Annotated in this window: 13 protein-coding genes; 9 read left to right on the top strand and 4 right to left on the bottom strand. The window is 56.4% G+C overall.

Features of this window, described 5'->3' with window-relative positions; all coding sequences use genetic code 11:
* Positions 1–262: 262 nt before the first annotated feature.
* From ABJK70_RS04230 to ABJK70_RS04215, 4 genes are read right to left on the bottom strand one after another with little or no spacing between them, the layout of a single operon-like run.
* Positions 263–2,884: an EAL domain-containing protein gene (locus ABJK70_RS04230; RefSeq protein WP_347257442.1), complete on the bottom strand. Its 2,622-nt coding sequence runs from the start codon at positions 2,882–2,884 to the stop codon at positions 263–265.
* Positions 2,881–3,339 carry a hydrogenase maturation protease gene (locus ABJK70_RS04225; protein WP_077728303.1) on the bottom strand — a complete coding sequence of 153 codons (459 nt, stop codon included), beginning with the start codon at positions 3,337–3,339 and terminating at the stop codon, positions 2,881–2,883. Before ABJK70_RS04225 ends, ABJK70_RS04230 begins: the two co-directional genes overlap by 4 nt.
* 2 nt (positions 3,340–3,341) lie before the next feature.
* Positions 3,342–4,856: a nickel-dependent hydrogenase large subunit gene (locus ABJK70_RS04220; RefSeq protein ID WP_347257441.1), complete on the bottom strand. Its 1,515-nt coding sequence runs from the start codon at positions 4,854–4,856 to the stop codon at positions 3,342–3,344.
* Positions 4,856–5,797 (bottom strand): NADH:ubiquinone oxidoreductase, encoded by a 942-nt coding sequence (locus ABJK70_RS04215; RefSeq protein ID WP_077728305.1) that lies wholly within the window; start codon positions 5,795–5,797, stop codon positions 4,856–4,858. The genes ABJK70_RS04220 and ABJK70_RS04215 overlap by 1 nt, the downstream gene beginning before the upstream one ends.
* A 231-nt stretch (positions 5,798–6,028) precedes the next feature.
* Here ABJK70_RS04215 and mnmG point away from each other — a divergent pair, with 231 nt between their 5' ends.
* The 9 genes from mnmG to ABJK70_RS04170 all read left to right on the top strand — a co-directional run bounded on the left by mnmG (position 6,029) and on the right by ABJK70_RS04170 (position 12,796).
* Entirely contained in the window at positions 6,029–7,903 is a 1,875-nt protein-coding gene (mnmG, locus tag ABJK70_RS04210) for a tRNA uridine-5-carboxymethylaminomethyl(34) synthesis enzyme MnmG (RefSeq protein WP_077728306.1), read from the top strand.
* A 6-nt stretch (positions 7,904–7,909) separates the two neighbouring features.
* A complete protein-coding gene (rsmG, locus tag ABJK70_RS04205) occupies positions 7,910–8,530 on the top strand; it encodes a 16S rRNA (guanine(527)-N(7))-methyltransferase RsmG (RefSeq protein WP_347257440.1) in 621 nt (206 codons plus the stop codon).
* Positions 8,531–8,537: 7 nt separating this feature from the next.
* Entirely contained in the window at positions 8,538–9,332 is a 795-nt protein-coding gene (locus ABJK70_RS04200; protein WP_077728308.1) for a ParA family protein, read from the top strand.
* 9 nt (positions 9,333–9,341) lie between these two features.
* On the top strand, positions 9,342–10,187 hold the full coding sequence (locus ABJK70_RS04195; protein WP_347257439.1) for a ParB/RepB/Spo0J family partition protein: 846 nt from the start codon (positions 9,342–9,344) through the stop codon (positions 10,185–10,187).
* A gap of 66 nt (positions 10,188–10,253) precedes the next feature.
* A complete protein-coding gene (locus tag ABJK70_RS04190) occupies positions 10,254–10,631 on the top strand; it encodes an ATP synthase subunit I (RefSeq protein ID WP_077728310.1) in 378 nt (125 codons plus the stop codon).
* An 11-nt stretch (positions 10,632–10,642) separates the two neighbouring features.
* The gene (gene atpB / locus ABJK70_RS04185; RefSeq protein ID WP_077728311.1) at positions 10,643–11,422 is read left to right on the top strand and encodes a F0F1 ATP synthase subunit A; all 780 of its coding nucleotides are present in this window, start codon (positions 10,643–10,645) and stop codon (positions 11,420–11,422) included.
* A 48-nt stretch (positions 11,423–11,470) separates the two neighbouring features.
* Positions 11,471–11,728 carry a F0F1 ATP synthase subunit C gene (atpE, locus tag ABJK70_RS04180; RefSeq protein WP_202901216.1) on the top strand — a complete coding sequence of 86 codons (258 nt, stop codon included), beginning with the start codon at positions 11,471–11,473 and terminating at the stop codon, positions 11,726–11,728.
* Between the two features lie 52 nt (positions 11,729–11,780).
* The gene (locus tag ABJK70_RS04175) at positions 11,781–12,260 is read left to right on the top strand and encodes a F0F1 ATP synthase subunit B (protein ID WP_086133831.1); all 480 of its coding nucleotides are present in this window, start codon (positions 11,781–11,783) and stop codon (positions 12,258–12,260) included.
* Positions 12,260–12,796, top strand: a complete 537-nt coding sequence (locus ABJK70_RS04170; protein WP_077728313.1) for a F0F1 ATP synthase subunit delta — start codon at positions 12,260–12,262, stop codon at positions 12,794–12,796. The genes ABJK70_RS04175 and ABJK70_RS04170 overlap by 1 nt, the downstream gene beginning before the upstream one ends.
* Positions 12,797–12,803 lie beyond the last annotated feature (7 nt).

The raw sequence follows: 12,803 nt of genomic DNA, 5'->3' as shown, positions 1-12,803 counted from the left end.
CTTGATGCATTGGATGTCCGGCGCTAGTACAAGGAACTGCATGCCCGGGACTGCATCGGCACGCACGGCCGTTCTGGATAGAGGTCGAATTGCTACTGGAGATTAGCCTGAAAACGGACGGACTGAACGGCTGGGACAGTCTCCCCGAACAATCGATCTAGGCGAATTCGTATCTCCGCTCTATGGCTGAATGCTTGGAGCTCGGGGGCTGCGCGTGCATGCTGAAAAAACGCTCAAAGAAATGCTCGGAGCGGCATTGGATTCAAGAGTCCCGCTGCTCGATAAAGCGTTTTTCGAACTCGTCCTCCGGCAGAGGGGGAGAAACGTAGTAACCCTGAATTTCGTGGCAGCCATAGAATTTTAAAAGTTCCAGTTGCTCCCGAGTTTCGACGCCTTCGGCCACGACCTTTAAATTGAGGATTTGCCCCAAAGTCACGATGGTCTTGATCAGCGCCGCTTGCTCCGAAGTCGGGTCGCCGGTGTAGGCATGGATGAAGGAGCGGTCGATCTTGATGGTCTGGACGGGCAATTTTTGCAGATAAGACAAGGACGAATAGCCGGTGCCGAAATCGTCCATGGCGATATGGATGCCGCGATCCCGGATACGGCTCAGCCGCTCGGACGCTTTTTCGATGTCGTGCATTACCAAGGTCTCGGTGATTTCCAATTCGACGGCCCCGGGATCGGTTCCTGTTTCGGCCAGCACCCGATCCAGCAAGTCGATGAAATCGTCCGCTAAAAGTTGTTTGGCCGAAAGGTTGATAGCGATTCGGAATTCCGGCAGTTTGTGCTGCCAAGCGCTGGTTCTTAAACAGGCTGTCCTGAGAATCCATTGACCGAGCGGAATGATCAGGGCCGTTTCTTCGGCAATGGTGATGAAGCGGCCGGGCGATACGATGCCCTGCTCGGGGTGCCGCCAGCGGATCAGCGCTTCAGCGCCGGTGATCCGGTTCGAAACGCAGTCGACCTTGGGCTGATAGTAGAGTAAGAACTCCTCCCGCTCGATCGCCTGGCGCAACTGGGTTTCCATCACCATGCGCTGGCGCGGCTCCTCTTTCATGTGGTCTTCGAAATAGCGGAATGTCCGGCGTCCCTTTGCCTTGGACACATACATGGCGGCATCGGCGTGTTTGGTCAAGGTGGTGAAATCCCGACCGTCGTCGGGGAATAAAGCTATGCCGATGCTGGCGCCCACGAAGATCTGATGGTTCTGAATGTGGATCGGCTTCCCCACCGTATCGATAAGTTTCTGGGCAACATCGGCGGGTTCCGCGGCATCGGCGACGTTCGACAGAATGATGGTGAACTCGTCTCCGCCGAACCGCGCCACGGTATCGGTTTTGCGCAGGCAGTTCCGGATACGCGACGCGACTTCCTTCAGCAGGTAATCGCCGGCCCAGTGCCCCAGCGTGTCATTGACATCCTTGAAATTGTCCAGATCGATGAAACATACGGCCAACCTGGTTCCGTTGCGTAGCGCCAGAGCGCTTTCGTGCTCGAACCGTTCCTTGAAGAGAAAGCGGTTGGGCAGGCCCGTCAGAGAATCGTAGTAGGCCAATTGTTCCAATTTTCTCTCGGCATGTTTCAAGCTGCTGATATCCAGGGCGACGGCCACGTAATGGGTGAGCCTGTCCCGCCCGTCGGCGACGGCATTGATGGTCAGCAGCATCGGGAAGCACTCGCCGCTCTTCCGCCGATCCCAGATTTCGCCCTTCCAATAGCCTTTGCTTAAAAGGGTTTTCCACATACGGACGTAAAATGCCTGGTCTTGCAGACCCGATTTGAGCAAACGGGTGCTTTGACCCACCACCTCCGATCGCCGATAGCCGCTGATATCACAAAATGCGTCGTTCACGTCCAGAATCGTTCCCTCGAGATCGGTGATGAAAATCGCCTCGCTGGTGTTCTCGAATACTTTGGCGTTCAGCCGCAGTTGGGTTTCCCTTGCTTTGATTTCGGTGATGTTCGTCGCCGTGATGACGGCGCCTTCCAGCTTGCCCTGCTCCGAGTGCAGCAGGTTGCCCTTCAGCCAGTAAATCGGGCCCGGGCGCTGGCGGGGCGGAACGGACAGACGGTGCTCGCCGCTATAGGATTTGTGCAAACGGATGGTCTCCAGCAGTGCCGATTTCGCCGGCCAGGGCAAAGACGGCAATTGCGCGGCGAGAAACCGTCTGTCTTCCGGAGACAGCAGTTCGTCGACAGGGGAACCGGACCACGCTTCCTCGGAGAGCCCGAGCTGGCGTTCCGCCGCTCCGTTGACCTGACGGATGCGGCCCTCCGCATCGACGACGACCAGAACATCATCCATGGTGTCCAGCACACGCTGGATGAAGCGGCTGAGAGCCTGCTGGCGTCCCATGGCTTCCTTGAGTTTCGCCTTCTGTTGCTCCGATTCCTTGAGCATGGCATCCATGCTTCGGGTGATGGCCAGGATGCGTTTTTCCTGTTTCAGATTCGCCAGCCTCAGTTTTTCGGTTTCTTCCCTCATTTGGCGGAGGGCTTCGGAATCCTCTTCCCCGCGACTTGGTTCGTGATCGGTGTTGCAAATCCAATAGGGTCCCTTCTCCGGCAGGGGGATGTTGAATCGGCCGTTGTCCACTTCGACCTTCAGTGCCGCCGAATTCAGTTCGATACGCTGGCCGTGCACCGGACAGATCAACTTTCCGCCGTCGAACAAGGGACAGTCCGTTAAATCGTGACCCTCATGCGGACAATGGGCGGGAATCGCCCAGAATTGGCCATCCCTGCTGAAAATGAGGATGTCCGTGAATCGGCGTTCGCCCGGAAAAAGAATGCGCCCCATCCAACGGGGCGGACAGGCCGTTTCGACGAGAGTCACCGATTCGACGGCGATACGGCGGCTCGGCGGGTTTAGGGGTTTCACACCGACACCAGACGCTGGATGGTACGGACCGCCTTTTCGACGGCGCGTTCCGACTTGCCGGACAGACCGGGAGAGAAAGGCTTGATGGCCCTTTTCTCGACCTCGGCCCCCACGATGATGATGTCCGGTGGCGACTCGCAGACGATTTCGAGGGCCTTCAACAAGTACGGAATACCCAAGCCATGACCGATGGGGGTTTCCCAGCGTCCGACCGTATCGTCGGGTTTGAATACGCAAACAGCGCCGGCATTCCCCGTATCGGCCAATGCGTCAACCAGAATCGCCTGACGGCAATCGGTCAAGAATTCCAGTGCATTCAGTCCGGCTATGCCCGCGTTGAACAGCTTGACGTCCCTCGGCCAAGCCAGCCGGCGGAGCTGTTGATAAACGCGGATGCCGAAGCCGTCGTCGCCGTGCAACTCGTTACCGAAACAGACGATGTGACGACCGTCCATGATCAGGGCCAGACCGTCATCCGCTTGCCCGTATCCAACAGGTGCACGGTGCAAACCAGGCAGGGATCGTGGGAGCGGATAATATGGCCGATCTCCACCGGATCGTCCGGATCGTCGACGGTAAGGCCGATCAAACTACTCTCCCAATGTCCGTGCCGGCCTTCGCTGTCCTTGGGCGATGCGTTCCAGGCGGTCGGCGTGATGACCTGGTACCGGGAAATGGCTCCGTCGGTGACTTGCACCCAGTGGCCCAAGGCACCCCGTGCCGCCGTTATCAGTCCGAATCCCTCCCCGTCCGGGATTTCGTCCGCGGCAGGCGAAGTAAAGTGGGGATCGTCCAGATGGGCGGCCAGCTCGTGCAGGATCTCCCGCATTTTCTGGAGCAGCAAAGCCGTGCGGCGCAGGCGGGCGAACTGGCGCAACCAGGTGTTTCCGCCCTCCGCCCGATACAGCGAGTCGATCAGCGGATCGCCGTCGATCAGCAATTCGGCCAGGGGACCCGTTTGTACCACCTCGTTCCGATAGCGGGGCGCCTTGCTCCAGGAATAGCGATCGGAGTGGGGTTGAAAATCCGGAATGGTCTCACCGCGGAACGGATGGCGGCCGCCTTCATACGGCTCGAACCAGGAATAGCGCACGTGCTCGGCGATTTCGGCCTGATCGAAAGGTTCGATCTTCCCCGTGTCGCCATTGAGGAAGCCCGATTTGAACATCTGCCCGCCGGCCGAATCGTAGTAAGCGCCGCAGCTCAGCATATGGGAAGTTCCGAAACCGGAACGGTGCAGGCCGATGTCGCGGCTCATCCTCGTCATCAGGCCGATGGCGCTATTCGCGTGAGTGTCCGCGGCTTCGAGCCAGGCGAAGAGCTGGTCGGCGGATTCGAGCTCCAGCCAGGGACCCAGATCGGTTCCGATGACTGCCTGCTCGAACCATCGGGTCAGATTGTTGATGATGGACAGGCTGTCCAGGATGCGGCGACTGGTGGGAGGAGCCGTCACCCCGCCCGGCACCATGTAGGAGGAATGGGGCCACTGGCCTCCGAAGATGGCAACGATCCCGGGAACATGGCGCGAATGCTCCAGGGTGCCGCGATGGGCCCAGCCTTTGAAGGGCAGGAAGGTCCCCAGTGTTTTTTCGTAAAGCGGCCGGCCGGCATATTTGGGATGGCAAAAATCGGCGGTAAAGAATAGAAACGATTGCCGCAGATCGCTTTGCACCGTCTCGGCCATCAGGCATAGATTGCGGATGCGGGAAGCATTGGGGGGCACGGCAATACGACCGATTTGCTCCAGGGCCAGAACGGCCGAATAGAGATGGGCGGTGCCGCAAATGCCGCAGATTCGGGGCGTAATGACCAATGCGTCCTTAGGTTTTCGGCCTATGAGGATTTGCTCGAATCCCCGATAGAGCGAACCGATGCAGCGGGCATCTACCACTTCGCGACCTTCCAGCTCCAACTGGAATTCCAGGTCGCCTTCGACCCGATTAAGATCGATCTGGATAATTCGTCTAGCCATCAGGGATCCATTTCTTTATTCAGGACCCGTTCAGGCGCGGCCTCGTGGGCCAGGCTCTTGTACGCCATATAATTGGCGCGTTCCACCCCCAAGGGCAGGTTTATCGGAACGGCGCCGATTTTCTCGGTGCGAAACAGATCCTGGTCCAGCGGGAAGTCCGGGGACGTACAGCCGAAACAGGGTACTCCCGCGCGGGTTTTACTGCTGCGGCCGTTCCAAAGCTCGGTATTGCAAATGGCATGCGTGGTCGGTCCCTGGCAGCCCAGGTTGAAGAACAAACAGCCCTTTTCGCCGAAGGCGCTGTCCTCGACGTCGTACTCGTGATACTCGTTCCGCGTGCAGCCTTGATGCACCAGGGAATTGAAAAAATCCTTAGGGCGGTTGAGATGGTCGAGTTCCAACGGAAGTCCGGAAGCCAGCATGGCCAGCGTCTTGGTCATGGCGTTGGGATGTGCCGGACAGCCGGAGACATTGATGACCGGCGCTCCCGCTCGCGACCGCCATTCGGCAGGCAGCAAGCCGCCGGGAAGTTTCTTGTCGAACTGGATGCCTGTGCAGTCGGTCGGATTGGGGGGTGCGGCGTGGACGCCGCCGAAGGCCGCACAAGTACCCATGGCAACCAGATAACGGCATTTTTCCGCCAGCTCCCTGACCAAACTCATCTTGGAACGGCCGCGATACGGATCGTACAGGCCGGATCCATTGGGTCCGGTCATGATGCTGCCTTCGATGCACAAGATATCGAGTCTTTGCTCGTCCCTGAGAATGGCCTCGATCAGGGCGTCCAGCTTCCCTTTGGGCTCTGAGGACAAGGACGGTTGCCAGAGGATGTCGATGCCGTATTGATCCAGGAGTTCTTCCAGCGACGGACTGTCGGCGCACAGGATCGACATCGTATCGCCGCCACAGGCACCGGTTTGTAGCCAAAGTAATGTAGTCATCGGAGTTTCGATAAGGACTGGCGGAGCCGTGTTGTTCGATTTGTTAACGCTAGGTGTAGAATGTGTTGAACAATAGTGTATAGGTAAAAAGATTGCGTGGCTTTGCATCACAGAGCGTACGGGCGTGTCTTGGCTTAAACGCAATGCCAATTTTGGCGTTCGATGTAGTAAGCTATGCGCGCACTTCAGGGGAGTGCAAAACCGGTCTATCTGCCTGAAATTTCAACTCTCATGCATTTTTCCACCGAATTCGACGTCATCGTGGTCGGTGGCGGACACGCTGGTACGGAAGCGGCTTTGGCGGCTGCGCGGACTGGCTCTAAGACGCTGCTGCTTACCCAGAACATCGAAACCCTTGGCCAGATGAGCTGCAATCCCGCTATCGGGGGGATCGGCAAAGGGCATTTGGTCAAGGAGATCGATGCTCTGGGCGGCTTGATGGCGCATGCTGCGGACCGAGCCGGCATTCAGTTCCGTGTGCTCAATGCCAGCAAAGGCCCGGCGGTGCGGGCGACTCGGGCCCAAGCCGATCGCGTGCTTTATAAGAAAGCCGTGCGTCGGGTGCTGGAAACTCAGCCGAATTTGACCTTATTCCAGCAGGCCGTATCCGATCTGATCGTGGAAAATTACCGCGCAGCCGGCGTGATCACGCAGATGGGGCTCAAATTCAGGGCTCGTACGGTGGTCCTCACCGTAGGCACCTTCCTGGCCGGCCGGATTCATATCGGTCTCGAAAACTACGAAGGCGGCCGGGCGGGCGATCCGCCCTCTAACGCTTTGGCGGCGCGTTTGCGCGAACTGCCGTTTCGGGTCGGCCGGCTCAAGACCGGAACGCCTCCTCGGATCGACGGGCGAAGCATCGATTATGCGGTCATGCTGGAGCAGCCCGGCGACGAGCCGGTTCCCGTGTTCTCATTCCTCGGCCGGCGGGAGGAACATCCTCGCCAAGTGCCTTGCTACATCACCCGTACCAACGAACGGACTCACGATATCATCCGCTGCGGTCTCGACCGCTCGCCGATGTATGCGGGCGTTATCGAAGGGGTCGGGCCGCGCTATTGTCCCTCTATCGAAGACAAGGTCGTGCGTTTCGCGGAAAGGGATTCGCACCAGATTTTTGTTGAACCCGAAGGTCTCGATACTTACGAAATCTATCCGAACGGCATTTCGACCAGTCTGCCCTTCGACGTGCAGTACGAGCTTGTGAGGTCGATACGCGGTTTCGAAAACGCTCATATCACACGGCCGGGCTACGCCATCGAATACGATTTCTTCGATCCGCGCGACCTGAAGTCCTCGCTCGAAACCAAGCACCTCGAGAACCTGTTCTTCGCCGGACAGATCAACGGCACGACGGGATACGAGGAAGCCGCCGCGCAAGGTCTGATCGCGGGCGTCAACGCCGCGCGCAAGGCCAAGGATCTGGAACCCTGGTCGCCTATGCGCGACGAGGCTTACATGGGGGTTCTGATCGACGATCTGATCACTCGGGGCACGAGCGAACCCTATCGCATGTTCACCAGCCGGGCGGAATACCGGTTGCTGCTACGAGAGGACAACGCCGATCTTCGGCTGACCGGGAAAGGCCGCGAACTCGGATTGGTGGACGACGAGCGCTGGCGTGCATTCGAAGCGAAGCAGCAGGCCATTGCGGAGATACAGACCGGCCTGGCAAAAACGTATGTCAGACCGAATACTGCCGAAGCCGAAACCATAAGCCGGTTCCTGAGTGCGCCGCTGTTGCGGGAATCCACCCTACTCGAACTGCTGCGGCGACCGGAGATCCGCATCGAACACCTCCAAGCGATATCCGCTCGGTTAACTGAAGAAGAAAACGAGCAAGTTCTCGATCAAGTCGAAATTCAGGCGAAGTACCAAGGCTACATCGATCGCCAGCAGGCGGAGATCGAGCGCTCTCGCCGCTACGACCATTGGCGTTTGCCGGAAAGTCTCGATTATCAGAACGTCATCGGGTTGTCCAACGAGGTCCGGGAAAAGCTCAAACAACAACGTCCCGAAACTGTCGGGCAAGCAGCGCGGATTCCGGGCGTCACACCGGCGGCGATTTCGCTGCTGTTGGTCCATCTTAAAAAGAAGAGCGCCTGATCTTAAGTGGACGAAATCGGTAGACGTCTAGCGGACGGAATAACCGCGTTAAACATACCGTTTACGCCGGAGCAACACGAAAAGCTTTTGGCCTTTCTGCGCTTAATCCAGAAATGGAACCGGGTTTACAACTTGACGGCCATCCGCGACTTGCGGACGGGAGTGGACTTGCATCTGCTCGACAGTCTTACCATTTGGCCGTATCTCCGGGGCGAAAGGATACTGGACGTGGGAACCGGGGCCGGTTTGCCGGGTATTCCCTTGGCTGTCATGAGCGAGAGCAGGCATTTCGTTCTGTTGGACAGCAACGCGAAGAAGACCCGTTTTGTTCAGCAGGCCGTGATCGAATTGGGTCTCGCGAACGTGGAGGTCGTCACCTCGCGGGTGGAAGACTACCATCCGGACCACGGATTCGACACGATATTGGCGCGGGCTTATGCGAGCCTTGCGGAAATAATGGAGACAACGCGCAGAATGCTGGCTCCCCACGGCGTGATATTGGCTCAGAAAGGGCAGTTTCCGGAGGGCGAAATACAGACCCTTAAAGACTCGCCGGTTAAGAGTCATCGTTTAAAGATTCCGGGTCTGGACGTCGAACGTCATTTGATCGAAATAGCTATCGGCTGAGGAAACCATGGGCAAAATTATTGCGGTAGCCAACCAAAAGGGGGGCGTGGGTAAAACGACCACCAGCATTAACTTGGCTGCGTCGCTTGCGGCGATCAAGCATCGCGTTTTGCTTGTGGATCTGGATCCGCAAGGCAACACGACTATGGGATGCGGCGTTGACAAGAAAAGTCTCAAAAATTCGTCTTACGACGTATTGACGCGTCACGCCACGGTACGCGAGGCCGTCAAATCTTTGACCGAGATCGGCTTCGATCTTCTGCCGGGTAATGCCGATCTGACTGCCGCTCAGGTCGAACTGATGAAACAGGCAGGCAAAGAGCGCGCGCTTGCCGAGGCGCTCAAGAGTTGCCGCGACGATTACCAGTTCATCCTCGTCGACTGCCCACCGTCGCTTAACGTGCTGACGCTCAACGCCTTGGTCGCTGCGGACAGCGTGTTGATTCCCATGCAGTGCGAATATTACGCCTTGGAAGGACTTTCGGATTTAATGGATACGCTGGGGAATATCCGCGACTCGGTCAATCCGGAACTTCGTGTCGAGGGTTTGCTTCGCACGATGTACGATCCACGCAGCCGGCTCGCCAATGACGTTTCCGCGCAATTGATCGCCCATTTCAGCGATAAGGTCTTCCGCACCATCATCCCGCGCAACATTCGGCTTGCCGAGGCGCCGAGCCACGGTTTGCCAGCGATAAAGTACGATAAGTCTTCTCGAGGAGCCGTCGCTTATCTGGCCTTGGCGGGCGAAATCGTGCGACGCAATCAAAAATCGCGAAAAATTCCTTCAATTCTTCAATAAATTCAAGTCATGACGGCAAAAAGACGAGGACTCGGCCGCGGCCTCGATGTCCTGTTGGGCGGCGCGAAACTCGAAAACGAGACCGAGAAGCTCAGAACGCTTTCCATAGATCAACTCAGGCCGAGCCGTTTCCAGCCGCGCAAGGATATCGACCCGGCGCGACTTCAAGAATTGGCCGATTCGATCAGTGCGCAGGGCGTGGTCCAGCCCGTGGTGGTCAGACCTATGGGCGACAGCCAGTACGAAATCATCGCCGGCGAGAGACGGTGGCGGGCGGCCCAACTGGCAGGATTGCACGATTTGCCGGTGGTCGTGCGCGAGGTTACGGATCAGGCCGCCTTAGCGATCGCCCTTATCGAAAATATCCAGCGAGAAGACTTGAATCCTCTCGAGGAGGCGGAAGCCCTGAAGCGCCTGCTCGAAGAGTTCGAGATGACCCACCAGCAGGTCGCGGATGCCGTCGGCAAATCCCGGGCTACCGTCAGCAACTTGCTGCGCTTGAACGAACTTCATCCGGATGCTAAGCATCTTCTGCTTACCGGTGCCATAGAAATGGGACACGCTCGGGCGATACTCGCGCTGGAATTTCAGCTTCAGGCTGAAATTGCCCGTAAAGTCGCTTCGGCAAAGTTGAGCGTTCGTGCTACGGAGTTGCTTATCCAAAAGCTCCGGGATGGGCAAAAGGCGCGAAAACCGGAGATGAAGGATCCCGACATTCGCCGCCTCGAAGAGCGAATCGCCACGCGAATCGGCGCTCCCGTGCTGATCAAACACGGAAAAAAAGGCGCCGGACAACTCGTCATCCATTACGACAGCCTGGATCAACTGGAAGGTGTGCTCGATCGCTTGAAATAAACATGCAACATTGATCTTCCGCATTTTGGTTGTTATCATTCCGAAGCATTTGTTTGGGGGCCCTCAATGGGTGCGAAAAAGTTGTTTTTCGCCGTCAAGCGGGTTCTGTTGATGCAGCTTCTTGCGATTGCACTGATCGGCGGTTTCACGTTGGCCTTCTTCGGTTGGCTGGCAGCTAGGTCAGCGTTGCTCGGCGGGTTGATAGCCTTTTTGCCGAACGTCTATTTCGCCGCAAAATTCGGATTTTCCGATAAAACAAGAACGGCAAAAGACATCGTGAGATCGTTTTATATCGGCGAAAGCATAAAAATAATCATAACCGCCGGTTTATTTATTTTAATTTTCCAACTGCCTAACATTTTATTCCTGCCATTATTTGCCGGTTTCGTATCGGTATTGATGGTATTTTGGTGTGCGCTTTTGATGCGCGATATCGAACGCTAACGAGAGAGAATATGGCGACAGAAGAACACGGCTCTGGCGGGGCAACTGGATATATCGTTCACCACTTGACCCCCTTATCGACCGGCGAAGGATTCTGGACATTTCATCTGGATACCCTGTTTTTCTCTGTTTTCTTAGGCGGCTTATTCGTCATCATTTTCCGCAAGGCGGCTGAAAAGGCGACTTCCGGCGTACCCGGCCCCCTGCAAAATTTTGTGGAGATGATCGTCGAATTCGTTGACGCTCAGGTCAAGGATAGTTTTCATGGGCGTAGCGCGTTAATCGCACCCTTGGCGTTGAGCATCTTCGTCTGGGTATTCTTGATGAACTCGATGGACCTTATTCCGGTCGACCTGTTGCCCGATATCGGCAAGGCCATCGGGCTCGACTATCTTCGCGTGGTTCCCAGTACGGATTTGAACGCGACCTTTGCGATGTCGATTTCGGTGTTCTTCCTGATTCTGTTCTACAGCTTCAAAGTGAAGGGGCCGATTGGTTTTGGGAAAGAAATGATTCTGACCCCTTTTCACAGTGTATGGATGATCCCGTTCAACCTGATTCTGAAGCTTGTCGAGGAATTGGCGAAACCGGTATCTCTCGGCCTTCGTCTTTTCGGAAACATGTATGCCGGCGAGCTGATTTTCATATTGATCGCGCTGCTGCCTTGGTACGTGCAGCCCTTGCTGAGTTTCCCCTGGGCGGTCTTTCATATTCTGATCATCACTTTGCAAGCTTTCATCTTCATGGTTCTGACCATCGTATATCTGAGTCTAGCCCACGAAGATCATTAATCTCTTTCAATCAACCTTAACGTTCGATAATTCGGAGGAACAATGGAAATCGCATCTGTATCTGGCATGACCGCAATCGCCGTGGGCATCATCCTGGGCCTGGGCGCCATGGGAACCGCTATCGGTTTCGGCCTGTTGGGCGGCAAATTCCTGGAAGGCGCCGCGCGTCAGCCGGAGATGGTTCCGATGCTGCAGGTCAAAATGTTCATCGTCGCCGGTCTGCTCGACGCCGTAACCATGATCGGCGTGGGTCTCGCTCTGTTCTTCACTTTCGCCAATCCGTTCCTGTCCGCACTCAAGGGCTAAAAAAGCCGCGATTGCGACGCTTTAATGGCAAACAACCAAAGAGGAAAGCGCTGTGAGTATTAACGCCACTCTGATCGGCCAAATGATCACATTTGCGCTTCTGGTGTGGTTCACCATGAAGTACGTGTGGCCGCCTTTGATGCAAGCGCTCGAGGAGCGCAAAAAGAAGATTGCCGACGGTCTCGCTTCGGCTGAAAAAGGCAAGCATGAGATGGAGTTGGCCGAGAAGCGCGCGACCGCTTTGTTGCGGGAAGCTAAGGATCAGGCCGCAGACATCGTAAATCTAGCGCAAAAGCGCGCCAGCGAGGTGGTCGAGGAATCCAAGCAATCGGCGAAGGATGAAGGCGAGCGGATCGTTGCTGCGGCGAAAGCCGAGATCGAGCGCGAATTGCAGCAGGCGAAAGAAGGTTTGCGTCAACAGGTAGCGGTGCTGGCCATTTCTGCGGCCGAGCAAATCCTGCAGAAAGAAGTGGATCAAAAGAAGCATCGGGAAATTATCGACAACCTCGGTAAGCAGTTGGGTCAAGCATAATGAGCGAGTTAACGACGTTGGCGAGGCCTTATGCCGTTGCGGTTTACAAGAGGGCCAAAGAAACGGGAACGGCTGATAAGTGGAGCGACGCGCTCGCTTTCGTCACTCTGCTCATGCAAGACGAGCAGTTAGCTAAAGCCGCGGCCAATCCCAAGGCTAACCGCGAGCAGTTTTCGGAGGCTTTTCTCGGTCTCTGCAAAGATCACCTGGACACTGAGGCACAAAATTTTGTCCGGCTGCTGATCCGGAATCGCCGGCTTGACCTGGTTAAATATATCGCCGAGCTATTTAACCAATATAAGGCCGAGGATGAAGGATACATCGAGGTAGACGTCAGCACGGCTTTTCCGTTGAAAGACGCTGAACAAACGCGGTTGTCTTCCGTGCTGGAGCGTGTTCTGGAGAAAAAAGCACGTTTGCGCGTCGATGTCGATCCAACTTTGATCGGCGGCGTTTACATCAAGGCGGGTGACCGGGTGATAGACGCATCCATCCGCGGCCAGGTTGAAAGATTAGCAAAGAGACTCTGGACTTAGAGCGAGA

Origin of the sequence: Methylocaldum sp., from assembly GCF_039794385.1 — a bacterium.
GTDB lineage: Bacteria > Pseudomonadota > Gammaproteobacteria > Methylococcales > Methylococcaceae > Methylocaldum.
The sequence above is the reverse complement of the archived record's forward strand: the minus strand, read 5'-3'. Positions and strand labels throughout refer to the sequence as shown.